The following is a 23,392-nucleotide window of genomic DNA, read 5'->3' on the forward strand; positions in this document are numbered from 1 at the left end:
CCATGCGGGCACTGTTCTCCGGGGGCCTGCCGTACCAGGCCATCAGGATGAAAAAGCCTCAAGGTTCGAGAAGAGCTGTAGGGCATGTTGCGAAAGTGCTGGTCACCGCGATTCAAATGAGCTGGGACCGGCACCATCCCTTTCCCAGAAACGGTGAAGTGGCCGTACCGAGCGGTGTCCGTCCTTCCACTCGGCTGCTTGATCATGTGGAAATCGAGTTGGCGCTCAGGCCGGTTGAAGAGCAGCCCGGTGATCCGCCCGGTCAACTGAGAAGATGACCGAGCCCTTTTCAACCCGCCTGGCACCACCCGCTGACCAGGGGTGAGTCGCATTGGCGTGGACTGGCTCATGCTGCGGCGGAGAGCAAGCTGCCGCAGGTCACTCGCTCTGTGCAGACTGGATGTCCTGGCTGAGCTGCGGCGATAGGTTGAAAAAGGCTCACTACATGCGAAAGCGTGGCAAGCGCTTCATTCCAGGCTTCCCAATCAACCATCTGGAGCTGCACATCGTCCTCCCGCGCGTCCGCCGACCCGGCCCTGTAGCCCGACCACCAGCGTCCACAGAGGGGACAGTCGAGTCCATGCTGAGATCGCTACAGGTGTCGACCGGGAGAGTTGGAAGCGGGTTGCCAGCGCACGTCGGCCGGGCCAGCTCAAGCCTGCTAGGAGCTGTTTGGGGTTCGGATCTAGGTGAGGCCCAGTGGTGGCCTGGCCGTGGCTGGTAGAACTCGGAGGTGGGTCACGTCCAGCGAAGTGGTGTATGAGTTGACCTTCGCGTGATCCTGTTTCTGCAGGTTAAGCGGTAAGTGTCTGCGGAATGGGGTTGTGCTGCGGTGTGTCGCCCGCGATCACCCGCATGCGAGCTTTCGCCAGAACGTCCAAGCCCATGTAACGGCGGGCTTCGGTCCATTCATCGGTCTGCTCGGCCAACACCGCGCCGACGAGACGGACGATCGAGCCGCGGTCGGGGAAGATCCCGACGACGTCGGTGCGGCGGCGGACCTCCTTGTTCAACCGTTCCTGCGGGTTGTTGGACCAGATCTGCTTCCAGATCTCGCGCGGGAAGGCGGCGAAGGCCAGCAACTCCTCCCGGGCCGCGTCCAGGTGCTCGCAGGCGGCCGGATACCTCGCCTCCAAAGCGTCGATGACCCAGGCGTGCTGGGCCCGCACCGCCTCACTGGCGGGCTGATCGAAGATCGTGCGCACCAGCGTGGCGACCCACGGCTGCGCCGACTTCGGGACCGTGGTGAGCAGGTTGCGCAGGTAGTGGGTGCGGCAACGCTGCCAGGACGCGCCCGGCAAACTCGCGCCGACCGCCTCGACCAGCCCGGCATGGGCGTCGGAGATGACCAGTTGCACCCCGCCCAGCCCGCGCGCCACCAGACCGCGTAGGAAGGCCAGCCAGCCGGCGCCGTCCTCGGCCGAGGTGACCTCCAGGCCCAAGATGTCCCGCTGGCCGTTGGCGTTGACCGCGGTGGCCACCAGGACGTGCACGTTGATGATCCGTCCGCCCTCCCGCACCTTCTGCGTGAGCGCGTCCAGCCAGACGAAGGCATACGGCCCCGCGTCCAAGGCTCGGGTGCGGAAGGCCTCCACCTGGGCGTCGAGCACCTTGGCCATCTCGCTGACCTGGCTTTTGGAGATGTGCTTGATGCCGAGCTGCTCGACCAGCTTGTCCACCCGCCGCGTGGAGACGCCCAGCAGGTAGCTGGTGGCCACCACGCTGATCAGCGCTTGTTCGGCCCGGCGACGCCGTTCCAGCAGCCAGTCCGGGAAGTAGGAGCCCGAGCGCAGCTTGGGGATCGCGAGCTCGACGGTGCCGGCCCGGGTGTCCCACTCGCGGGAGCGGTAGCCGTTGCGCCGGTTGGTGCGCTCCTCGCTGCGCTGGCCGTATCCGGCGCCGCACAGGCCGTCAGCCTCGGCCGACATCAACGTCTCGGCCATGGTCTTCACCATGGATCGCAACAGATCCGGATCCCCGCGCTCGATCTGCTGAGCCAGCCAGGCGGCAGGGTCCACACTGTTGTTCACGGCCATCGCTATCTTCTCCTTCGATCTTGACTCGCAATCACGAAGGATCACGCGATGGCCGTCTTCATTTCACGACGCCACGCCTGTCACCAGCGAAAACTCGTACACCATGTCCGTGGACGCAACCCCTGCTAGTTCGGCTCAACAAGGCCGCGGTTCCTTCCCGCCCCGACGTAACTTGAGCCAGCGTGGGATCACACCGTCTGTCGATGGCGTGGCATCTCCGGAGACCTCTTGGGAAGCGCATCACGCTGCGCGGGTACAGCAAGTAGTCGGCTGAAGCGACCAACCACCTCGCACACCCTGACAGCTCTGGCGAGCGGCATGTGACCATGGAGAGGTGGGACGCATGATGACGGCCTGGGTGGTGCGGCGGCCGGGCCCCATGGCGACAGGGCCGTTGGAACGTGTGCGCCTGCCCGTGCCGGAACCGGCCAGGGGCGAGGTGCTCATCAGGGTCGAGGTGTGCGCGGTCTGCCGTACCGACCTGCACCTGGCCGAAGGGGACCTGACGCCCCGGCGCCCCGGCACGGTCCCGGGACATGAGGTCGTGGGGCGGGTCGCGGCGCGGGGCGCCGACGCCGGCCGGTTCCAGGACGGCGAGCGGGTGGGGGTCGCCTGGCTACGCGCCGCCTGCGGGAGGTGCCGCTACTGTGCCCGCGGCACCGAGAACCTGTGCCCGTACTCGCAGTACACCGGATGGGACACCGACGGCGGCTACGCCGAGTACCTGACCGCGCCTCAGGACTTCGTCTATCCGCTACCCGACGACCAGCCGGCAGCGGCCCTCGCTCCGCTGCTGTGTGCCGGCATCATCGGCTATCGGGCGCTGGTTCGCGCCGACGTCCCTCCCGGCGGGTGCCTGGGCGTCTACGGCTTCGGAGCCTCCGCCCACCTCACCACGCAGGTCGCCCTCGCTCAGGGGATCACCGTGCATGTGATGACAAGAGCACCCGAGGCCAGGCGGCTGGCCCTGGAGCTGGGTGCCGCCTCGGCGCAGCCCGTCTACGCGGCCGCGCCCGAACCGCTCGACGCCGCCATCCTGTTCGCGCCCGTCGGCGATCTCGTCCCCGTGGCGCTGGCGGCTCTCGATCGCGGAGGCACCCTCGCCGTGGCCGGCATTCATCTGACCGACATCCCGCCGCTGGTCTATCAGGACCATCTGTTCCAGGAGCGCACCCTGCGCAGCGTCACCGCCAACACCAGGGCGGACGGGCGGGCCCTGCTGGAGTTCGCCACCCGCCACCCGTTGCGCGTCGCCACCGTGCCCTACGAACTCGACGAGGCGGACACGGCGCTGTCGGACCTTGCCGCCGATCGGGTGACGGGCGCCGCCGTCCTCCACGTCAACAGCTGACACCCACGCGACGGCCCGGCGCGCACCACGCCGCATCACCGCCGTTCATGCTCCCCCTCCGTTCATCGGCTCACCGTGTGACGACGGTGAGGTCCGCGGCGAAGCCGCGCTCCAGGGGGAACATCGGCCGGCGCAGGCGCTCGTACGGCAGCCGCCGCAGGTCCTGGTCGACGCCGCCCGGCGTCAGGGCCAGCAGCCAGTCCCCCGCGGCCTCGAACAGCTCGGGTTCCAGGTAACCGATCTTCACGACCACGAGGTCCACCGTGCTCACGGTGACACCGAGCCGGGTGTAGGAGGCCAGCTCGCGGTACTGCATCCGCCGGGAGGTGACGAACACGCTGAGCCCGCCCACCCGCACGCTCACGCACCGCCCGCCGTCGGGGTCGTCGGCGACCGCCTCCAGGACTCCTTCGAGCGGAAGCGGGCCCGGGTCCCGCGAGTCGATGCGGCCGCCGACGCGTACGCTGACCGGTGAGCCGAGCGGCAGGTCCGCGACCCGCGCCACGGCCTCGGGGTCGACCAGCGAGGCGTACACGGCCCGGATCGAGCTGTCGGCGATCTCCGGGCGGGCCAGCGTCCGTTCGAGGGCGAAGGTGACGTCGTCGGCGCCGCCGGCTCCCGGGTTGTCGCCGGAGTCGCTGATGAAGAACGGCCGCCGGGCGGGATCCTTGACCGCCACCATGGCCTCGGTGAGGCATTCGTCCATGGAGCCGGTGGGGGCGACGAAGGCGAATTCGTCGCGCGCCGCCCAGAAGTGTTCGGCGAGCTCGCGCGCCGCCTCGGCGGTGACGTCGGCGTCGGCGCCCGTGGCGACGACGGCGCCGCTGCAGCGGGGCTCGTCGGCCCAGGCGAAGCCGATCCAGATCGCCGCGTCGATGACGCCTTCCCTGGACTCGATCTCGGGGATGCGGGCGTACAGCCCTCTGGCCGGGTCGAGCCGGGTGCTGGTCATCTCTCCTGGCAGCAGGATCGGCACGTGGACGAGGGCCCTGTGCGGGCGCTGTCCGCGGCGGAGCGCGTCGACAAGGTTGCGCGCCGCGCGCTCACGGGTCTCCCACACGTCGACGTGGGGCGCGGTGCGGTAACAGGTGAGCAGGTCGCACCCGTCGAACAGGGCGTGGGAGACGTTGCCGTGCAGGTCCATGGCCGCGGAGACGAACGGTTCGGGGCCGATGACCGACCGGATGGCGGTGACGAGGTCGCCCTCGGCGTCGTCGCGGCCGGCGACGCTCATCGCGCCGTGGATGTCGAGCAGCACGCCGTCCAGGGGTCCTGCGGCGGTCAGCCCGTCGAGGATCTCGGCGTGCCAGGCGTCGTAGGTGTCGGGGGCGACCGCACCTCCGGGAAGGGCGCGCGCGTGGACGAGCGGTATCCACTCGACGTCGGCGGCCCACGGCTCGGCGGGTGAGAGCCAGCCGTACCGTGCCAGCAGGCTGTCGCCGCGGGTGACGTCGAAGTCGTCGGCGGTGCTCAGGTGCGGCGAGAACGTGCTGGACTCGATGTGCACGCCGCCGATGGCGACGCGAAGGGGACGGGACACGCGCGGGGCTCCTCAGGAGGATCGGACGTCGGCCTTCGCGCGCACCAGATGCCCGAGGCCGGTCAGGGCCGCATCCGGGCCCGCGATGCCGGCCTCGATGGACAGGGACTGGGTCATGGACGGCAGGCAGCGCTCGTAGAGCATGCTCCTGGCCGCGGCCACGGAGACGTCGAGGCCGGACAGCGCCCCGCCGATGACGACGGCGTCGGGGTTGAGGAAGTTGGCCGGCCCGGACAGGGCGACCCGAGCAGTCCGCCGGCGTGGCGCACCGTCGTCACGACCGAGGGCTCGGCGTCGGCGGTCGCGGCGATGACGTCACGGGTCGTGGCCACCGGCAGGCCCCGCTCCCCCAGCCGGCGGGCCAGGGCGGCGCCGCTGGCGACGATCTCCAGACAGCCGCGGCTGCCGCAGGAGCACTCGCGCTCGCCGCTGTCGGCCACGCGGACGTGGGGGACGTCGCCGCTGAGCCCGCGGCCCCCGCGGTAGATCCGGCCACCGCTGACCAGGCACCCGCCGATGTCGGTGCGAAAACCCTCGACCGGGCCTGCCGCGATCTCTCGACGAGATCGGCACGGGATGTGGCCGCGCCACTCGCCAGCAGGCTGAGGGCCTGCTCGCGCAGGTTGGCGGGACTCGATGGGTCCGACATGCCGCATGACTCTAGCTCGAAAAAAGTAGGCGAAACAAAGTCCATTCGTTCCGCCGGCTTCCTGCACAGCCGTCCAGAATCCCGGCATTGAGCGCACCTCGGCCCGAGACACAGGGCACGCGCACGTCAAGCGAGGAGTGCGCCGGCATCGGCGGGCGTCTGGCGCTGTGGGATGGTGGTGAGGTGACGTTGGAGGACCTCGTCCGGCTGCGCCGGGCCCGTGACCTGATGGATCGCGACTACGCCGAACCGCTCGACGTTCCCGCGCTGGCACGTTTCGCCCTCATGTCGCCCGGCCATTTCTCCCGCAGCTTCCGCGCCGCCTTCAGTGAAACGCCGTACAGCTACCTGATGACGCGCCGGATCGAGCGGGCCAAGGCGCTGCTGCGCAGAGGGGACCTGACGGTGACGGAGGTGTGCTTCGCGGTCGGCTGCACATCGCTGGGGTCGTTCAGCTCGCGCTTCAGCGAGCTGGTCGGCGAGAGCCCGAGCGCATACCGGGCCCGCCGCCATGACGAGGGCGCCGCCATCCCTGCCTGCGTCGCGAAGATCCACACGCGCCCGGTCAGGAACGGAGAAGCGAAACCCGCCCTCGGTCCGTAGCGTGAAGCGCATGGACATCAGGCTTTCGCAGTGCTTCATCGCCGTCGACGACCACGACAAGGCGCTCGCCTTCTACCGGGGCGCTCTCGGCCTGGAGGTGCGCAACGACGTCGGGTTCGAGGGGATGCGCTGGGTGACCGTCGGGGCGCCGTCGCAGCCCGATGTGGACATCGTTCTCGAACCGCCTCTCGCGGACCCGAACGCCTCGCCCTCCGACAGGAGGGCCATGGCGGAGTTGCTGGCGAAGGGCCTGCTGGGCGGCGTCATCTTCACGACCGACGACTGCGACGCCACGTTCGAGCGCATCAGCGCCGCGGGCGGGGAGGTGCTGCAGGAGCCGGTCGACCAGCCGTACGGCGTGCGCGACTGCGCCTTCCGCGATCCCTCAGGGAACATGCTGCGCTTCAGCCAGCCTCGCAAGCAGTGAGCTCTGCTCCCGCGCGTCAGGCGACCGGGTAGCGAGCCGCCGTTCCTGGGGGGTTCGGTCCGGCGGCTCGCCGTCTGGTGGTCGACCATGACTGTTCGCCGACCCCGCTTCCACCACGGTGGACGTCCGGCCGACGGGTGGGCGCTGACCGCTCGTCTGTTGCCCTGCCGGGCACGCCGAGTGCGCGCCGACTACCGGCGCGCACCATGGCGTGGTCAGCGGTCCTGCGTGAACTGATACAGCAGCGGGCCGTCGAGCTTCCAACCCGGCTCGTTCGCCAGGATCTTCTCGGTGTGCGCCTCGATCGCCAGGCGCCACCTGCCGTTGTTGGTCAAGCGGAAGATCTTCACGACCTTCCCCGCCTTGGCCGACGGCGCGTACCCGAGGACGCCCTCGTACCGGAAGCTGCCGGAAGCGACGAGTTTTTCACGCTCGGAGTCGGATCCGGTGATGATGTACGACGCCTTGTGCGTCCAGCGCAGCCGGTAGAGCGGCTTGCCGCCCGGGAACGGAGCGGACGACAGGTAATACATCGGCGTCTTCGTCACAGACCAGCCGTGTGCGGTGACCGCCCTTTCCTTCTCCGTCTCGCTGGCGGTGTAGAAGAAGCCCCCGTCCTTCGTCAGGAGCTCGTACACCTTCACCCGATGGTCGGCGATGCTCGTGGACTCCTTCACGGGAGCGGCCACGGGGTCAGCCGACGCCGGGGCGGCGGCACCCAAGGACAGGGCGGCGCCGAGCGCCACTGCCAGCCCGATGCGAACAGGACGCGCTATACGGCCGAACGTCAATGCCATGGAAGTAGTGATCCCTCTGTGTCAGTCCGACGGCTGCTCGAGGCGTCACCGGTGATGCCGGCATCGGATTCTCCCGCCATGGGGATACGAACCATGGCGCCGCGTCCGTCTCGCGGACGCTTGCCGCCGGGCACAAGCCAGATCAGTACTCGAGAGCAGTCACCTATTCGGCTGTCCTGGACGGCTTCGCCTACGCCGACCAGCAACCTGAGCGCGCCCAGTCTCCCAGCCGATCTTCAGATGATCGAGCCTCAGAACAGCCATCCTTCGCCGCTTTTCTGCCGTTTGATGATCCTGGGCGACAGCGGGTGGTGACTCGCCTCGCTTGACCAGAGCCCTCTTCACTGACGTGCCGGTCCAGTCGGCCGGCGCGTTCCGCCCCTATCGCGGTCGAGATGTGCACGCGAGCAGCTCGGACATGGCCGGTCGCCGGTGCCCAGATGGCGATGCCGCAGCTCCTGCGCCTGCGCGTACGGGTCGCTTGCCATGGACGCCCCCGATGCTCGGCCCTGATCGTCATGGTAGGCGGGTCGGTCAGGGCCTCGCCGCCTTCCACCGCGCCGGTGAGCAGGGGACGAGGCTCCGTCACGGTAGGGTTCTCGTGGACTTCTTCAAGGTGGACGGCATGGGTGAGTAAGGCTAACGAGCTGATCGGCGCGGCGATGGAGGCGCTTGCCCGCGAGGATCAGGCAGGCTTCGACTCCGCCGCCGCCTTCCTGGCCGATCGGGACGACGCCGATCGCGTGCTGGTGGAGGCCGTGACCCGTGCGATCTCGGGGTTGTGGCGCAACGGCTGGCAGCCCGCCGACGTGGTCAGGATCGCGGCCTGGCGGTTGACCGACTGGCACGGGCGGACGGCGGCTGACCTCATCGCCTGGGAGATGCGGGCCTACGCGCCTGCCACGGTGGATGAGCGCTGGCGCGATCAACTCGCCGGCCTGGAGGCCGCGGTGTGGTGGAAGGGCGGCTACCTGGCGGCGCGGCAGGCGCGCGACGGGGCCGGCCGGCTGGTGACCGTCTCGGGTGTGCTGGAACTGCTGGGATTGCTGACCGGGCTGCCGCGGCTGGAGTCGTTGGGCCCGCCGCCCGGGGCCGCTCGCCGTACGGTCCAGCCGCGCTCGCACGCGGTCGGCGAGAAGACGTTCGCGCGGGTGCGGGCGCTGCTGGCCAAGGCGGAGTCGACGACGTACGAGGCGGAAGCGGAGACGTTCACCTCGGCGGCGCAGAGCTTGATGGCGAAGTACAGCATCGACGCGGCGATGCTGGACGCGCAGCCAGGCGGAGGGGAGGCCCCGGCGGGCATCCGGGTCGGCATCGACGCGCCGTACGAGCAGCCCAAGGCCGTGCTGCTCCACCTCATCGCCGAGGCCAACAGGTGCCGGGTGATCTGGTCCAAGGAGCTGGGGTTCGCCACCGTGCTGGGGTTCTGGGCGGACCTGTCCTGGGTGGAGGTGCTGTTCACCTCGCTGCTGGTGCAGGCGCAGACCGCGCTGGTGAACTCGGGCACCAAGAAGCACGGCACCGGCCGGTCGAGGAACAAGACGTTCCGCCAGTCGTTCCTGTCGGCGTTCGCCTCCAGGATCGGGGAGCGGCTCGCCGAGGCCACGGCGGCCGCGATCTCGCAGGAGAGCGCCAGCCGGGGCACCGACCTGGTGCGGGTGCTGGCGCCCCGCGAGCAGGAGGTGGAGCAGGCGGTCGAGCGCATGTTCCCGCACCTGGTCTCGCACGCGGTCCGCACGTCCTGGGACCGGGAGGGCTGGGCGGCCGGATCTACCGCCGCCGATCAGGCCAGCCTCGGGGCGCGGGACCGACAGCGACTGTCTCCCTGATGCTGGGGATGGCTCGCTCGCCCAGGCGGCGGGCTGTGTCCGGGTGATGGATACCGCGCCCTGCGCCGTCGGCTGCGCGACGGGCTTCGGGACGTCACGCTCGCCAGAGGGTGCCATGTCCGGGTGATGGAGGCGTTGGCTGTGGCCGTCTCCCATCACCTATAATTTCGACAGATTTCGAAGTAAGGGGTTTCGCATGACCGCAGTCACGATCCAGTGCTGCGCGCCGATCGCGCGCGAGCCGCTGTCGGAGACCGACGCGGCTGACCTCGCGGTCATGCTCAAGGCCGTCGCCGACCCCGTCCGGCTGCGCCTGCTGTCGATGATCGGCTCACACGCGGGCGGCGAGGCCTGCGTCTGCGACCTCACCGACGCCTTCGACCTGACCGCCCCGACCATCTCCCACCACCTCAAAGTCCTGCGTACGGCAGGCCTGATCGACGGCGAGCGCAGGGGCACCTGGGTCTACTACCGGATCATCCCCGAGGCGGTGAACCCTCTTCGCGCCGCTCACCGCGCCAGGCGGCCCGGTCGAGCTGGAGCTCACCCCCGCATGAGCGAAGCCATCGGCCGGCCCGCGGTGACCCGATGGCACAGCGGCTGCCAGGGTGTGCTGCACTACCGGTCATGACTGTCGCTCGCTCCCTGCTGCTGTTCGCCCTGGCCGCGCTCGCCGAGATCGGCGGAGCGTGGCTGGTCTGGCAGGGCGTCCGCGAGCAGCGCGGCATCATCTGGATCGGTGCCGGCGTCCTCGCGCTCGGCCTGTACGGGTTCGTGGCGACGCTGCAGCCCGATGCTCATTTCGGCCGCATCCTGGCCGCCTATGGCGGCGTGTTCGTCGCCGGGTCCCTCGCGTGGGGCATGGTCGTCGACGGCTTCCGACCCGATAGATGGGACGTCATCGGCGCGCTGGTCTGCCTGGCCGGTGTCGCCGTGATCATGTATGCGCCTCGTGGCTGATCTGCCATAACGTGCTTCCACGTCGGCGCCGCGGGAGCGGACTGGACAAACATATAGACCTCCATGAAAATAGACATGCGTCTATATGTGGCGCTCAGACGACGAGCGCGCCCGGATCGGCGCCGGTACCGCCCATGTCCGGCCTGGCCGCCGCAGACCCGCGCGGAAACGCGGCAGGTGGGCCTTCCACCACGTCACCCTGTTCGCCCAACTGGACCGGCTCCCGCCGCCAGGCCCTGACCTGGCCGACCACCTCGAAGGAAGTTCATGGCGTCACCCACTGTCCTGGCCGACGACACCGAGGTGATGCGCGGGCTGTCACGGCTCGACCGCTTCCTGCCCGTGTGGATCGGCCTGGCCATGGCCCTCGGCCTGCTGCTCGGCCGGACGGTCCCCGGTCTCGACGACGCCCTGGACACCGTCAAGATCGGCCAGGTGTCACTGCCCATCGCGCTCGGGCTGCTGCTGATGATGTACCCGGTGCTGGCCAAGGTCCGCTACGACCGGCTCGACACCGTCACCGGCGATCGGCGGCTGCTGGTCTCCTCCCTGGTGATCAACTGGGTCGTCGGCCCCGCCGTGATGTTCGCCCTGGCCTGGACCTTCCTGCCCGACCTGCCCGAGTACCGCACCGGCCTGATCATCGTCGGGCTGGCCCGCTGCATCGCCATGGTCCTCATCTGGAACGACCTGGCCTGCGGCGACCGCGAGGCCGCCGCCGTCCTGGTGGCCATCAACTCGGTCTTCCAGGTCATCGCCTTCGCCGCGCTCGGCTGGTTCTACCTCGAGATCCTGCCCGGCTGGCTCGGCCTTCCCGAGACCAGTCTCGACATCTCCATGTGGGACATCGCCGAAAGCGTGCTGGTCTTCCTCGGCATCCCCCTGCTGCTCGGCTTCCTGTCACGCAAGCTCGGCGAGCGCGGCAAGGGCCGCGACTGGTACGAGAGCCGCTTCCTGCCGCGCATCGGCCCGATCGCGCTGTACGGTCTGCTGTTCACCATCGTCATCCTGTTCGCCCTGCAGGGCGACACCATCACCTCCCAGCCCGGCGACGTGGCCAGGATCGCGCTGCCGTTGCTGGTCTACTTCGCCCTCATGTGGGCCGGCTCCTTCGCCCTCGGCAAGGGCATCGGCCTGCCCTACGACAGGACCACGACGCTGGCCTTCACCGCGGCGGGCAACAACTTCGAACTCGCCATCGCCGTGGCGATCGGCGTCTTCGGCGTCACCTCCGGCCAGGCGCTGGCCGGGGTGGTCGGCCCGCTCATCGAGGTCCCCGTGCTCGTCGCGCTCGTCTACGTCTCGCTGTGGGCGCGCCGCCGCTTCTACCCCGCGAAGGAAACCGTCTGATGACCGACAAGCCCAGCGTCCTGTTCGTCTGCGTGCACAACGCCGGACGCTCCCAGATGGCCGCAGGCTGGCTCAGCCACCTGGCCGGCGACCGGATCGAGGTCCGCTCGGCGGGCTCCGCCCCCGCGGAAGGGGTCAACCCGGTCGCCGTCGAGGCGATGCGGGAGGTCGGCATCGACATCGCTGATCAGAAGCCCAAGATCCTCACGCCGGAGTCCGTCCAGGCCTCCGACGTGGTGATCACCATGGGCTGCGGCGACGTCTGCCCGATCTTCCCCGGCAAGCGCTACGAGGACTGGAAGCTCGACGACCCCGCCGGGCAGGGCATCGAGGCGGTCAGGCCGATCCGCGACGAGATCCGCACCAGGATCGAGAAGCTCGTCGGCGAGGTCCTGCCCGCGTGAGCTCCTGCGGAGCGCTACGCCTCACCTCCTCGACGTGGGACGGTTCGTCTGACCACGGGCGACGGAAAGGGACGGGTGCGACGCGGTTCGCACCCATCCCTCGCCGCTCCGGGGACGACTCAGTCCGAGGCGGCGGCCACTTCCTTCTCGGCTTCCTTCCATGCCGGTACGGCTGCCGCCACCGTACGGCGCTCGCCGCGCGGACGTAGTCCGAACCAGACGAGGACCACGCTGAGGAGCGTCACGGCCACGTTCACGCTCAGCGCGAGGTGGATGCCGGTCAGTTCGACGCTCCGCGTCGCGGCGACCGCGCTCAGGATCGGGATACCGACGGTGATGGCCACCTGCTGGGTCATCGAGGTCAGGCCCGTGGCCAGGCCCTGCTCCTCGTCCGGCAGCCCCGAGGTCCCTGTCACCGTGTAGGCCACGATGCAGGTGACGTGCCCGAAGAACCCGATGAACAGCGCGGGGATCAGGACCACGAGCGCCATTCGGTCGGCGCCGAGGAAGACCAGCGGGAGAGTCGCCAGGCCCTGCACGGCCAGGCCCAGGGTGAGGACCTTGCGGGTGCCGAAGCGCCCGATGAAGCGGCCGGCGATCACCCCGGCCGCCACGGCCGCCAGGCCGGGGACCCCGAAGATCAGGCCGGTGACCAGCGGGGAGAAGCCGAGGGTCTGCTGGAGGTAGAGCGTGGTCAGGAAGATCATGGCGGTCTCCATGGTGAAGACCACGAACCCCGCGTAGTTGCCCCACTTCACTGTGGGCCGCTTGAGGATGCGCACCGGGACGAGCGGCGCGGGCGAGCGCAGCTCGATCATCCAGAACGCGGCCAGCAGCAGCACGCCGATGACGGCCGAGGGCAGGTTCCTCTCGATGACCGCGTAGATCACGGCCAGCAGGCCGCCGGTCACCGTCACCGCTCCGGGCAGGTCCAGCTTCACGCGGTCGGGCAGCCTGCTCTCGCTGATCACGAAGGGGGTGAGCAGCAGGATGACCAGGGCGACGGGGACGTTGATGAAGAACGCGGCCTGCCAGCTCAGCAGGCTGACGAGGCTGCCTCCCACCAGCGCGCCGATGGTGAAGCCGGCCGAGAGCAGCGCGCCGTTGAAGCCGAGGACGCGGTCGCGCGTCGCGCCCTCCGTGAAGGTGGTGGTGAGCAGCGACAGCGACGCGGGGATCGTCATCGCGGTGGCGAAGCCCTGCAGCACCCGGGCGGTCAGCAGCATGTCGGGGGTGGTCGCGAAGCCGCCGAGCAACGAGGCCAGGGTCAGCAGGATCATGCCGGACATGAACAGCCTGCGGCGGCCGAACAGGTCCGCCAACCGGCCGAACAGCAGGGTGAATCCGGCCGCGGGCAGGGCGTAGGCGGAGGTGATCCAGGGCAGCCCGGTCAGTCCCATCCCGACGCCCGCGCCGACCTCCGGCAGCGCCACGTTGAGGATCGAGAAGTCGACGGACAGCATGAACCCGGCGCCGAGCAGGACGAGCAGGATCACCCGCTGCCTGCCGCTGATCAGGGAAGGCGAGGTGCTCACAAGACGGTTCCCTTCGTGAGAAACCAAAGATCGGCACGCAGGACGGCTGAGCCGTACGGCCATGAGGCATGGCGGACTCGACGCATGGCGATGAGGGGGAACCCGGCCCCGCGCCGTCCGACGGGGCGAGCCGACGCGGGGGGCGCTCTGCCAGAGCGGGACGACAGAGCTGATGAGGGAGAGCGGCGAGCTAGCGCGAATCCCGCTCCGCCGCCTCGGCGACGCGCTTGATGTTCGCCAGCCGCCGGTCCCAGTCGGCGGCGAGCGTGGCCATCCACCGCGCCGTCGCGTCCAGCGCCGCGGGCCGCACCGCGTACCGCACCTCGCGACCGACCCGGGCGCCGGAGACCAGCCCGGCGGCGTCGAGGACGGCCAGGTGCTTGACCACCGCCTGCCGCGAGACGGGAAGCCGTTCGGCGAGCGTCGTCGCGGTGGCCTCGCCCTGGGCGGCGAGCAGATCAAGCAGCTGGCGTCGCGTCGGGTCGGCCAGCGCGACGAGGACGCTGTCGACCGACGCGACGTCGCCGCCAGGCGCGTCCGTCACGACGACGGCTGTTCGGCGCGCGTCTTGAGCGCGTCCAATTCCTGGGGCCAGCCGCCGGTGTTGTCCTTCAGCGCCTTGCTGCGCAGTTCATCGGAGCCTGCCAGGGCCGCGAACCCGCTCTCGACGACGCGCAGCCGCGTCTTGTCGCCCTCCTGGGACAACGTGAACTCCACGAGCGTGCTGTTGTCCTCGCGCAGCTCCTGTCCGGGGAACGCGCTGGCCCAGCGGTAGGCCAGATAGGTCGGCGGCTCGACCTTCTCCACCCGCACAGGGAAGTCGCCGTACTCGGCGTTCCTCGCCACCATCGACTCGCCCTCTCTCGCCACGGTGCCGGACACGCTCGCCCGGTCGGCGACCCAGAACCCGGGCTCGGCCACCAGCGACCAGACCCGCTCCAGGGACGCCGCGATCAGGGTTTCACGTTCGATCCGATCCTCGCTCATGAGGAGACTCCTTTTCACTTCCACCTTTTGATGTGCAATCCCAGAGTTGCACGTCAGCCGCTTCAGACGCAACCCCCGAGTTGCACTTAGTGGCCGAGCTTGACCTATCGCGAGGTCACGTGCCGAGCCGTCGGCCGCGAAGGACAGCCTGCATCAGGGCCGGAGCGTCCCCGCCCATCGACCCCCAGCGAACCGTCAGCGGTGACAGGCAGGGTGAGGGCCAGGAATTCGAACTCGAGGAGCAGATCATGTCGACGCGGATGACGACAGCCGAGCGGGAGAGCTTCCTGGCCGAGACCCACATCGGAGTGCTGAGTGTGGCCGGCGCCGACGGGCGGGCGCCCATGGCGGTGCCCATCTGGTACGGCTACCGGCCCGGCGGTGAGATCACCTTCGCCACGAGCCCCGGCAGCGTGAAGATGACCCTGATCCGCGAGGCGGGCCAGATCGGGTTCACGGTTCAGCAGGAGGCGATGCCGTACAAGTACGTCTCCGTCGAAGGCTCTGTCGTGGGTTATGAGCCGACCGACGCCGACGAGTATCGCCAGTGGTCGATGCGCTACCTCGGCCCCGAAGCGGGCGAGCGGTTCTTCGACGACATCAAGGACTTCGTGCGGACGATGGTCACCGTCCGCGTGCGGCCCGAGCGCTGGCGGACCTACGACTTCGGCAAGGAGTTCAGCGGCTGACGCCCGGTGCCCGCGTGTCGATGACGTGCTCGGCGAGTTCGCGGGTGGCGGCCGCGGGGTCGGTTCCCTGCCGGGTGGCTCCGGCCGCGAGCAGGCCGTCGACGAGCAGCAGGAGCTGGGCCGCCGCGTGCCCGGGGCGCGGATGCCCGAGCGCGACCAGCTCGTGCTCCAGGAGTCGCCGCACCCGGTCGCGGTAGTCGCGTGTGACGGCGTGGCCCGGATGGGCGGGGTCGGGCAGCGCCAGGTCGGCCGCCAGGTAGCGGCAGCCGCGGAAGTCGGGCGCGTCGATGACCCTGGCCAGTTCGTCGAAGACGGCCAGGAGGCGGTCGCGTGGGTCCTGACCTGCGGCGTTCATGGTCTGCCTGTAGCGCGCCTCGTCCTCGTCGGTGCTGCGGCGCAGCACCTCGGCCAGCAGCCCGTCCTTCCCGCCGAAGTGCTCGTACAGCGAACGCCTTGCGACGTTGGCCTCTTTCAGGACCGCGTCGACGCCGACGCCCATGCCGTGGCGGTAGGTGAGGTCCTGGGCGGCCCGCAGCAGGCGTTCGCGTGGGCCGGGAGCGGTTCGTGTACTCACGGGCCCCAGCCTGCCAGCTGTCGACGAGTAGATCAACCGGTCGATATGGCGACGGAGTGATCACCGAGGCCCGGCCCCCTCACCTACGCCGAGGCCGCGACGCTTCCCTGCGCCGCGGTCACCGCCTGGAACGCCCTGACCGGCGACGGCGAGGGCCTGCGGCCGGGCCAGACCCTCGTCGTCCAGACACCGGCCTGCTGGAGCGCTCCCTCAAGGCGGTGACGACGGCCCGTCGGCTGCGCCCGGTCATCGACCGGGTCTTCGCCTTCGACGACGCACCCGCCGCCTACCGCCACCACGCCTCGGGCGAGGCGTTCGGCAAGGTCGTCATCGCCGTCAAGAGAGGGTGAGGACGGCCTTGCCCTGGACGCGGCGGGACAGGAGGGCCTCCGCCGCGCTCAAGGCCTGCTCCCACGGACCGCGCCAGCCCACCTGGGCGTCCAGCTCGCCCCTGGACAGCAGGCCGACAAGCCGGGCGAGGTCGTCGCCGAAGGGTGTGGTGACGTTGAAGTTCTCGATCCGGCCGCGCTGGGAGCGCGACCTCGACTCCTCGAAGTCGATCGTCGTCGGCTCCTTGGACGCCTTGCCGATCGCCTGGATCACGCCGTCGTCCTCCAGCCGGTAGAACGCCTCGGCCAGTTGCCGTCCGCCCACGTTGTCCAGCACGCCGTACACCCTGCCGGTCAGGTCGGCAGGGCCGAGCACGATCTCGGCCGCGCCCAGCTCCCGTAGTCCCTCGGCCCGCGACGGGCTGCCGACGGAGGCGATCACGTGCGCTCCCTCGAGGGCCGCGAGCTGGACGGCGTACCTGCCGACGCCGCCGGACGCCCCGGTGACCAGGACCCTGCGCCCCTGCAGCGGGCCGAGCCGCCGCACCGCCTGCAGGGCGGTGACCCCGGCGACCGGCAGCGCGCCGGTCAGGGCGAGATCGACCTCGTCGGGGACGAGGGCCAGCTCGGTGGTGTCCACGGCGCGCAGCTCGGCCCACGCTCCCGACCAGCCGAACGTCACCACACGAGCACCCACCGCCGGGCCCGAGCCGTCGGCGGCGGCCTGGACGACCACCCCGGCCGCGTCCCAGCCAGGGACGTGGCCCGGCCGCGGGTCCGGGGAGCGGTAGGCGATCTCCCCGAAGTTGAGCGAGACGGCCGACACCTGGACCAGCACCTGCGAGGGCGAGGGGACCGGGTCGGGGACGACACCGAAGGACAGGTCGGGGTTGAAGATCAGTGCTTTCATGCGTGCCACTGTGCCGACCCTCACGCACGATCCGCTGACGGTCGGGCGGCGATCATCCCGAGGATGCGCTCCACGTCGCCGCGTTCGGCCGGTGGCAGCGGCGCTCCGACCGACTCCCGCAGCTCCGCCGCCTCCGCCAGCAGCCTGGAGGCCTCCTCGAAAGCCCCCTCCAGCGCCGCCACCTCCGCCAGCCCCTCCTGCGCCAGCGCCACCGAGCGCGGGTCGCCGACCTCGCGGGCGGCGGCCAGCCCCTCCAGGTGCAGCGCTCTGGCGGCCGCCGCCTCCCCCCGGCCTGAGGCGATGAACCCCAGCTCGGCCAGGATCAGCGTCACCCCGTAGAACGGCACCCCGAACTCCGTCTCCAGCCGCCGGTTCCAGGCCAGCGATTCGAGGAACAGCTCCTCGGCTCGATCAAGCTCGCCCGACCTGCGCGCCACCAGCCCGAGACCCACCCTGGCGAACTCTTCGGCGAACCTGTTGCCCTGTTCGCCTGCCAGCCGCCTCCCCTGCTCGTGCAGGTCCGCCGAACGCTCCAGCTCGCCGGTCAGCAGCGCGATCCGTCCCAGGCTGGACAGCCGGTAGGACACGTCGGTCCACAACCGCAGGTCCTCCGCGATCCGCAGCCCCTGCCGATGCAGCCGGGCGGCGCGCGCGTAGTCGCCGGTGACCTCCGCCAGGTAGCCCAGCATGTCCGAGGCCTGGAGCTGCCCCCATCGATCGCCGAGCTCACTGAAGATCGTCATGCTCTGGGTGGCGCTGCTGGCGGCCAGGTCGAAGTCGCCCTGGAACATCGCCTGCTTGGCACGGCCGGCCAGCGCCGCGGCCTCGCCCCACCTGTCGTCCTGCGCCCTGAACCCCGCCAGCGCCTCGTCCAGCAGCCCCACCGCCGTGTTCACGTCCCCGAAGTGCAGGCAGGCGTGCGCGAGGAACCAGCGCGACCTGGCGTCGGGGAAGTCGATGTCATCGGTACGGCCGGCGCCCGCCAGCAGGGCGAACCCGGAACCCCACGCCGTCCCCTTGGTGTGGCGATACCCCTCCTGGTGCCTGCCCCGCAGGTACCAGTACCAGGTCAGCGCCTCGACCAGCCGCGGGGAGCCCGCCGAGTCCAGCACCGCCCTGAGGTTGAGCGCCTCCTCGTCCAGCCGCACCAGCCACTGCCGCTGGGCGCTGCCGTACAGGTGAGGGGCGGCCCGCACGGCGAGCTCGGTGTAGTAGGCGTCCCTGAGCCCGTACACGGGATCGTCCTGCTCGAGCCGCTCCAGGCAGTAGGCCGCCACGCTCTCCAGCAGGCGGTACCTGGGCGCGCCCGTCACCATCGACCTGCCGACCAGCTCGTCGAGCAGGTGGAGATCGACCCCGACCGCCTCGGCCGCCTCCAGTGTGCACCCGCCGGGATGGACCGCCAGCGCCAGCATCGCGGTCCGCTGCGGCTCGGTGAGCTGCTCCCAGCTCCAGTCGATCACCGCCCGCAGCGTCCGCTGCCTGGCGGGCCTGCCCCGTCCTGCGACCCCCAGCAGGCGGAACCGGTCGTCGAGGCGTTCGGCCACCCCCTGCACGCCCAGCGCCCGCGCCCTGGCCGCCGCCAGCTCCAGCGCCAGCGGCAACCCGTCCAGGCGGCGGCAGATCGCCTCGACCCACGGTGTGCTCCCGGCGTCCAGCGGCGTGCCCGAGCGCTCGGCGAACATCGCGACCGCGCTCGGCTGGTCGAGAGGCGGCACCACGAAGAGCCTCTCGCCCGGCAGGGCCAGCGACTCCTGGCTGGTGGCGAGCACCCGGACCCCGGGGGCCTTGCGCAGCAGCAGGTCCACCAGCGCGGCCACCTCCTCGACCAGGTGCTCGCAGTTGTCGAGCACGAGCAGCAGCCGCTGCCCGCGCAGCGCGTCGGCCAGCCGATGGGCCAGGTCGGGGACGGGCACCTGAGGAGGCGTGGAGGTCTCGTCCCTGATCCCCAGCGCGGCGGCCACCAACTCGGCCACCTGCCCGACGGCGCCGGCCAGCTCCACCAGCCACACGCCGCCCGGCAGCTCGACCGAGGCGGCGGCGGCCAGCGCCAGCCGGGTCTTGCCCACACCGCCAGGACCGGTCAGCGTGACCAGCCTGGAGGAGTCGAGCATGGCCCTGACCTCGGCCACCGCCCCGTCCCTGCCGATGAGGGAGGTGAGCTGCGCGGGAAGGTTCGTCGAGGACGCCGCGGGCGCGGGCGTCAGCGCCGGATCCTGCACCAGGATCGCCTGGTGGAGCGCGACCAGCTCGGGGCCTGGATCGAGCCCCAGCTCGTCGGCCAGCAGCTCGCGCAGCTCGGCGTACCCGGCCAGCGCCTCGCTCTGCCGTCCTGAGCGGTACAGCGCGCGCAGGTGCGCCGCCCGCAGCCGCTCCCTGAGGGGGTGCGCCGCCACCAGCTCCCCCAGCTCGTCGGCGAGGCGGCTGTGCTCGCCCAGCGCCAGCCGTACCTCTGCCTGCTCCTCGAGCGCCGTCAGGCGCTGTTCGTCGAGGCGGGAGGCGGCGGCGTGCGCGAAGGAGTCGCGGAAGTCGGCGTAGGCAGGGCCGCGCCACAGCGCCAGCGCGTCGGACAGCAGGTCGGCCTTGACCCGCAGGTCGTCGCTCGCCAGCGCGCCTGCGAGCAGCCGGGCGAACTCGATGGCGTCCACCGAGTCGCTGACCAGGGAGTATCCGGTCGGCTGGTAGGTCACCAGCTCGCGATCGCCCAGTGCGCGGCGCAGCTGGGAGACCTTGGTCTGCAGCGTGTTGGCGGGGTTGCCCGGCAGGTCCTCGCCCCAGAGGTCGTCCAGCAGCCGGTCGGCTGACACGGTTCGCCCCTCGTGCATCAACAGATCGGCGAGAAGCGCGCGAACCTTCAGTTCGGGAACTCGGACGGGCGTCCCGTCAGCAGCCCACACCGAAAGCGGACCAAGAACACCAAATCGCATCAAGTAAGGCTATCGGCCGCCGACCCCCAGCCGATCGTGCGCGCCCGCCGGCACAGTGGCGTCGTCAACCGGACGGAAGGAGGCGGGATGCGACTCGCGATCATCATCGGCAGCGTACGGCAGGGCAGGTTCGGTCCGACCGCGGCGGCCTGGCTGCACGCCAGAGCGTGTCGCCGAGACGATCTCGACGTGGACGTCATCGACCTGGCCGAAGCGTGGCTGCCGACGGTACTGCCGGCCGGCTTCCCCGCGCGTGGGGTCACCGGACCGCCGGCCGTGGAGCATCTGCGGCCCTGGCTGGCCGACGCCGACGCGTTCGTGATCGTGACGCCGGAGTACAACCACAGCTTTCCCGCCTCGCTCAAGAACGCCATCGACTGGTACCACGAGGAGTGGCGGGGCAAGCCCGTCGCCTTCGTCGCCTACGGGGAGGCCTCGGGCGGCCTGCGGGCCGTCGAGCAGCTGCGCCCGGTGTTCGACGCCCTCGACGCGGTGTGCGTCGGCGAACCTGTCACCCTCCCCTTCCACCGGATCCCTCCGGACTCCTCCGCCGAGCGCCTGCTCGACGCCCTGGAGAAGCACCATCGTGATCGTCAGCTGTGAGATCCGTCCCCTGAGATCAGGGTGAGCGGCCTTACGGCGGACGCACCTCGCGGCGGCGCGCCATCGAGATCGACCGGCCCGCCGCTCGGGCTCTAAGGTCATCGGGTGGGATTGACGGAGAAACGGAGCTTCGGCGTCTACGAGGCCTTCGACGTCCTGGGCGAGGGCGGGCAGGGGACCGTCTACCTCGGTCGCGGGCCCGACGGCGGCCAGGTCGCCATCAAGGTACTGCTCGGCCAGGTGGCCCGCGACGAGGACGCGCGACGGCGCTTCCGGCGTGAGGCCGAGGCCGCGCGGAGGGTGGCGCCGTTCTGCACGGCCAAGGTGCTGGCCATCGGCGTCGAAGGCGAGCAGCCGTACATCGTCAGCGAGCACGTCCCAGGCCCCTCGCTGGACACGCTGATCGCCACGCAGGGCCCGCGGTCAGGCGGCGGCCTGCAACGCCTGGCCGTGGCGACCCTGACCGCCCTGGACGCCATCCACTGGGCCGGGGTCGTGCACCGCGACTTCAAGCCCAGCAACGTGATCATGGGGCCGGAGGGGCCGGTGGTGATCGACTTCGGCATCGCCAGAGCCGCCGGCCACACCACCACGCACAGCGTCATGGGCACCCCCGCGTTCATGGCTCCCGAGCAGTTCGAAGGGCGCGGCCTCACCGGTGCGACGGACCTGTTCAGCTGGGCCAGCACCATGATCTACGCGGCGACGGGGCGCTACGCCTTCCGCGGCGACACGATGCCGGCGCTCATGCACGCCATCCTGACCACCGAGCCGGACCTGTCGGGCGTGCCGGACGAACTGCGCCCGCTGCTGAGATCCTGCCTGGCCAAGGATCCGGCGGCGCGTCCGACCGCCACGGCCCTCCTGCCGGCCCTGACGGGGGCCGCCCCCGCGGCGCGACCGGCCACCAGCCGCTTTCCCGAGGGGGACCGTCTCACGATCGCGGCCCCTTCGCACCACCCGACGGAGGTGGCCCCGCCGAACCCTCATCCCGCCTCCTTCCGGCACCAGGGCCGCTCTCCGGGCGTCCCGGGAGACCCGAGGCGGGTGGAGACGGGCGCGGCCGGGCTGGTGGCGGGTGGGCTGGCGCTCCTGGCCGGACTTCCGCTGCTGTACTACAGCGTGTACTTCGCCCTGGCGTCCATGGACTTCGCCATGGCGGAGCCGTTCCAGGTGGACCTGCCGAGAGCGATCGCGTTCGCGGTCGTGGCGGGGCTCCTGTGTGTGGCGCTCGGCCGGGCATCCTGGCCCGCGGCCCTCCTCGGCCTGGTCCATGTCCCGCTCGTGGTGGCCTTCGCGCTCCCGTCGCTGCCGCTCGCCACGCGGGAGCGGCTCGAGGACTCCTTACGCGCCGACCTCATGACGCTGGTGTCGGCGGCCACGCTGCTGACCGCCCTGATCCTTCTCGTCACCGGCCTGCTGCTGTCGCGCTGGAGCCGGGTCGTCGCCTTCCTCGCGGTGCTGAGCGGCCTGCTGCTGCTGGTCGCGGGCGTCACCGGCCTGCTGTCCGAGGCAGGTCTCGCCCATCCGCGGAGCGGCGCGTTCACCACGGAGGCGCTCGGGCGGCTGACGAGCGCGGTGTGGGCGCTGGCGACCGCGGGGCTGGCGGTGGCGCGAGCCGTACAGGCCAGAGGGCGACCGTCGCAGGGGACCTCCGCCGCCTGAGCGACGGGCCTGGTTCGCCCTGACGTGTCCCGCCGGAGAGGCGGGGCGCGGCCGGTGGGTCGGCCGGTCACGGTGCGGGCCGCGGGACCGGGCGGCGACCACGGTACGCCGTCGGCGAACCGGGTCCGCTGTCGGCGAAGACGCCTGGGTTCTCCATGTGCGCGGTGCTTGGGTGGCGGGATGGAGATCTTGGTTCTGGGCGGAACAGCGTGGGTGGGCAGGGAGCTGTCGCGGCAGGCGATCGAGCGCGGCCATCGGGTGACGTGCCTTGCTCGCGGCGAGAGCGGAGAGGTCGTGGACGGAGCGAGGCTGGTGGCCGCCGACCGGCGCGATCCTTCGGCGTACGAACCGCTGCTCGACCGCGAATGGGATGCGGTCCTCGAGGTGTCCTGGCAGCCGGGCTTCGTGCGCGGGGCGCTCGACGCGCTCGGTGGCAGGGCCGGGCACTGGGTCTATGTCTCCTCCATCAACGCCTACGCCTCCCATGACGCGCCGGACGCGGACGAGTCCGCGGCCCTGCTCGCTCCGACCGGCCAGGACGAGGTCGACCGCGCGTTGTACGGCGAGGCGAAGGTCGCCTGCGAGCAGGTCTCGACCGCCGCCGTGGGCGACCGCCTCCTCATCGCGCGCGCCGGTCTCATCGGCGGCCCCGGAGACACCAGCGGGCGCTCCGGCTACTGGGTGGCCCGCGCCGCCCGCGACACCCGAGGGCCGATGCTGGTGCCCGACACTCCCGCCAGGCCGACACAGGCGGTCGACGTGCGCGACCTCGCCGCATGGCTGCTCGACGCCGCGGAGAAGGGGAGCGTCGGCACCTACGACGCCGTCGGTCCTGTCGTTCCGTTCGGAGAGTGGATCGAGCTGTCGCGCGCCGTCGGCGGGCACACCGGTCCTGTGGTCACCGCCGAGTCGGCATGGCTGCTCGCGAACGGCGTGGCCGAGTACATGGGGCCCGAGTCGCTGCCGATGTGGCTGGTCGAGCCGGGCTGGGAGGGGTGGTCGGCCAGGAACGGCTCCGCGGGGCGCGCCGCGGGGCTGCGTCATCGGCCCAGGGCCGAGATGCTGGCCGACACGCTGGCATGGGAACGCGAGCAGGGTCTGGACCGGGAAAGACGTGCCGGCCTCAGCGCACAGCGCGAACGCGAATTGCTCCACTTGGTTCTCGAACCGGGGGGAACGCGCTCCTGACCACGCGGTGCGAAAGCAACCTGAGGAAGAAGGCAGGCG

At 70.8% G+C, this 23,392-nt stretch carries 25 protein-coding genes; 14 read left to right on the plus strand and 11 right to left on the minus strand.

The genetic code is table 11. The annotated features are described in order from the left end of the window. Window positions 1-2: 2 nt before the first annotated feature. Window positions 3-278, plus strand: a complete 276-nt coding sequence (locus FHR33_RS43970) for a hypothetical protein (protein ID WP_183661119.1) — start codon at window positions 3-5, stop codon at window positions 276-278. A gap of 516 nt (window positions 279-794) precedes the next feature. On the opposite strand, the gene FHR33_RS43975 is transcribed toward FHR33_RS43970, so the two are convergent. After that, on the minus strand, window positions 795-2,036 hold the full coding sequence (locus tag FHR33_RS43975) for an IS256 family transposase (protein ID WP_183661122.1): 1,242 nt from the start codon (window positions 2,034-2,036) through the stop codon (window positions 795-797). A gap of 343 nt (window positions 2,037-2,379) precedes the next feature. Between FHR33_RS43975 and FHR33_RS43980 the strand changes: the two genes are divergently transcribed. Continuing rightward, complete coding sequence (locus FHR33_RS43980; RefSeq protein WP_350656419.1) at window positions 2,380-3,387, plus strand: zinc-binding alcohol dehydrogenase family protein; 1,008 nt, start codon at window positions 2,380-2,382, stop codon at window positions 3,385-3,387. Between the two features lie 70 nt (window positions 3,388-3,457). On the opposite strand, the gene FHR33_RS53025 is transcribed toward FHR33_RS43980, so the two are convergent. Genes FHR33_RS53025 through FHR33_RS53535 form a run of 3 tightly spaced genes read right to left on the minus strand, consistent with a single transcriptional unit; the run spans window position 3,458 to window position 5,664 of the window. Continuing rightward, on the minus strand, window positions 3,458-4,927 hold the full coding sequence (locus tag FHR33_RS53025; RefSeq protein WP_183661124.1) for a M81 family metallopeptidase: 1,470 nt from the start codon (window positions 4,925-4,927) through the stop codon (window positions 3,458-3,460). A gap of 12 nt (window positions 4,928-4,939) precedes the next feature. Then, window positions 4,940-5,071 (minus strand): hypothetical protein, encoded by a 132-nt coding sequence (locus tag FHR33_RS52285; protein ID WP_281388545.1) that lies wholly within the window; start codon window positions 5,069-5,071, stop codon window positions 4,940-4,942. After that, window positions 5,041-5,664 carry an ROK family protein gene (locus FHR33_RS53535; RefSeq protein ID WP_350656421.1) on the minus strand — a complete coding sequence of 208 codons (624 nt, stop codon included), beginning with the start codon at window positions 5,662-5,664 and terminating at the stop codon, window positions 5,041-5,043. Before FHR33_RS53535 ends, FHR33_RS52285 begins: the two co-directional genes overlap by 31 nt. 140 nt (window positions 5,665-5,804) lie before the next feature. On the opposite strand from FHR33_RS53535, the gene FHR33_RS43995 reads away from it, so the two are divergent. Beyond that, window positions 5,805-6,179 carry a helix-turn-helix transcriptional regulator gene (locus tag FHR33_RS43995; RefSeq protein ID WP_221242604.1) on the plus strand — a complete coding sequence of 125 codons (375 nt, stop codon included), beginning with the start codon at window positions 5,805-5,807 and terminating at the stop codon, window positions 6,177-6,179. A 10-nt stretch (window positions 6,180-6,189) separates the two neighbouring features. Beyond that, complete coding sequence (locus FHR33_RS44000; RefSeq protein ID WP_183661127.1) at window positions 6,190-6,606, plus strand: VOC family protein; 417 nt, start codon at window positions 6,190-6,192, stop codon at window positions 6,604-6,606. A gap of 215 nt (window positions 6,607-6,821) precedes the next feature. On the opposite strand, the gene FHR33_RS44005 is transcribed toward FHR33_RS44000, so the two are convergent. After that, window positions 6,822-7,403, minus strand: coding sequence for a hypothetical protein (locus FHR33_RS44005; protein WP_183661130.1), 582 nt, complete (start codon window positions 7,401-7,403; stop codon window positions 6,822-6,824). Window positions 7,404-8,032: 629 nt separating this feature from the next. Here FHR33_RS44005 and FHR33_RS44010 point away from each other — a divergent pair. From FHR33_RS44010 to FHR33_RS44030, 5 genes are all read left to right on the plus strand, one after another. Further along, window positions 8,033-9,232 (plus strand): DUF2786 domain-containing protein, encoded by a 1,200-nt coding sequence (locus FHR33_RS44010; RefSeq protein ID WP_183661133.1) that lies wholly within the window; start codon window positions 8,033-8,035, stop codon window positions 9,230-9,232. 196 nt (window positions 9,233-9,428) lie between these two features. Next, window positions 9,429-9,863: a metalloregulator ArsR/SmtB family transcription factor gene (locus FHR33_RS44015; protein ID WP_221242543.1), complete on the plus strand. Its 435-nt coding sequence runs from the start codon at window positions 9,429-9,431 to the stop codon at window positions 9,861-9,863. Beyond that, window positions 9,860-10,192: a YnfA family protein gene (locus tag FHR33_RS44020; protein ID WP_183661135.1), complete on the plus strand. Its 333-nt coding sequence runs from the start codon at window positions 9,860-9,862 to the stop codon at window positions 10,190-10,192. The genes FHR33_RS44015 and FHR33_RS44020 overlap by 4 nt, the downstream gene beginning before the upstream one ends. Window positions 10,193-10,459: 267 nt before the next feature. Beyond that, window positions 10,460-11,542, plus strand: coding sequence for an ACR3 family arsenite efflux transporter (gene arsB / locus FHR33_RS44025; RefSeq protein WP_281388547.1), 1,083 nt, complete (start codon window positions 10,460-10,462; stop codon window positions 11,540-11,542). Next, window positions 11,542-11,946 carry an arsenate reductase ArsC gene (locus tag FHR33_RS44030; protein WP_183661138.1) on the plus strand — a complete coding sequence of 135 codons (405 nt, stop codon included), beginning with the start codon at window positions 11,542-11,544 and terminating at the stop codon, window positions 11,944-11,946. Before arsB ends, FHR33_RS44030 begins: the two co-directional genes overlap by 1 nt. A gap of 119 nt (window positions 11,947-12,065) precedes the next feature. Here the strand turns inward: FHR33_RS44030 and FHR33_RS44035 are convergent, their stop codons facing one another. The 3 genes from FHR33_RS44035 to FHR33_RS44045 all read right to left on the minus strand — a co-directional run bounded on the left by FHR33_RS44035 (window position 12,066) and on the right by FHR33_RS44045 (window position 14,468). Further along, window positions 12,066-13,481, minus strand: coding sequence for an MFS transporter (locus FHR33_RS44035; protein WP_312896051.1), 1,416 nt, complete (start codon window positions 13,479-13,481; stop codon window positions 12,066-12,068). Between the two features lie 190 nt (window positions 13,482-13,671). Then, window positions 13,672-14,025: an ArsR/SmtB family transcription factor gene (locus FHR33_RS44040; protein ID WP_183661144.1), complete on the minus strand. Its 354-nt coding sequence runs from the start codon at window positions 14,023-14,025 to the stop codon at window positions 13,672-13,674. Next, on the minus strand, window positions 14,022-14,468 hold the full coding sequence (locus FHR33_RS44045) for an SRPBCC domain-containing protein (protein WP_183661159.1): 447 nt from the start codon (window positions 14,466-14,468) through the stop codon (window positions 14,022-14,024). The genes FHR33_RS44040 and FHR33_RS44045 overlap by 4 nt, the downstream gene beginning before the upstream one ends. Window positions 14,469-14,716: 248 nt before the next feature. Between FHR33_RS44045 and FHR33_RS44050 the strand changes: the two genes are divergently transcribed. Then, entirely contained in the window at window positions 14,717-15,157 is a 441-nt protein-coding gene (locus FHR33_RS44050; protein WP_221242544.1) for a pyridoxamine 5'-phosphate oxidase family protein, read from the plus strand. Here FHR33_RS44050 and FHR33_RS44055 read toward each other — a convergent pair. Then, the gene (locus tag FHR33_RS44055) at window positions 15,147-15,731 is read right to left on the minus strand and encodes a TetR/AcrR family transcriptional regulator (RefSeq protein WP_183661161.1); all 585 of its coding nucleotides are present in this window, start codon (window positions 15,729-15,731) and stop codon (window positions 15,147-15,149) included. The two genes, FHR33_RS44050 and FHR33_RS44055, sit on opposite strands and share 11 nt — an antisense overlap. Window positions 15,732-15,949: 218 nt before the next feature. Here FHR33_RS44055 and FHR33_RS51245 point away from each other — a divergent pair, with 218 nt between their 5' ends. After that, window positions 15,950-16,081, plus strand: a complete 132-nt coding sequence (locus FHR33_RS51245) for a zinc-binding dehydrogenase (RefSeq protein WP_312896052.1) — start codon at window positions 15,950-15,952, stop codon at window positions 16,079-16,081. On the opposite strand, the gene FHR33_RS44065 is transcribed toward FHR33_RS51245, so the two are convergent. Further along, complete coding sequence (locus tag FHR33_RS44065) at window positions 16,068-16,970, minus strand: zinc-binding dehydrogenase (protein WP_183661163.1); 903 nt, start codon at window positions 16,968-16,970, stop codon at window positions 16,068-16,070. The two genes, FHR33_RS51245 and FHR33_RS44065, sit on opposite strands and share 14 nt — an antisense overlap. Window positions 16,971-16,990: 20 nt before the next feature. Continuing rightward, window positions 16,991-19,777 (minus strand): ATP-binding protein, encoded by a 2,787-nt coding sequence (locus FHR33_RS44070; protein WP_376773311.1) that lies wholly within the window; start codon window positions 19,775-19,777, stop codon window positions 16,991-16,993. 207 nt (window positions 19,778-19,984) lie between these two features. On the opposite strand from FHR33_RS44070, the gene FHR33_RS44075 reads away from it, so the two are divergent. The 3 genes from FHR33_RS44075 (at window position 19,985) to FHR33_RS44085 (ending at window position 23,353) form a co-directional block, all read left to right on the plus strand. Beyond that, the gene (locus FHR33_RS44075) at window positions 19,985-20,500 is read left to right on the plus strand and encodes an NADPH-dependent FMN reductase (protein ID WP_183661168.1); all 516 of its coding nucleotides are present in this window, start codon (window positions 19,985-19,987) and stop codon (window positions 20,498-20,500) included. Between the two features lie 105 nt (window positions 20,501-20,605). Beyond that, window positions 20,606-22,165, plus strand: a complete 1,560-nt coding sequence (locus tag FHR33_RS44080) for a serine/threonine-protein kinase (protein ID WP_183661171.1) — start codon at window positions 20,606-20,608, stop codon at window positions 22,163-22,165. Between the two features lie 180 nt (window positions 22,166-22,345). After that, window positions 22,346-23,353: an NAD-dependent epimerase/dehydratase family protein gene (locus FHR33_RS44085; protein WP_183661174.1), complete on the plus strand. Its 1,008-nt coding sequence runs from the start codon at window positions 22,346-22,348 to the stop codon at window positions 23,351-23,353. Window positions 23,354-23,392: the final 39 nt, after the last annotated feature.

This window comes from Nonomuraea dietziae (assembly GCF_014195505.1).
Lineage (GTDB): Bacteria > Actinomycetota > Actinomycetes > Streptosporangiales > Streptosporangiaceae > Nonomuraea > Nonomuraea roseola.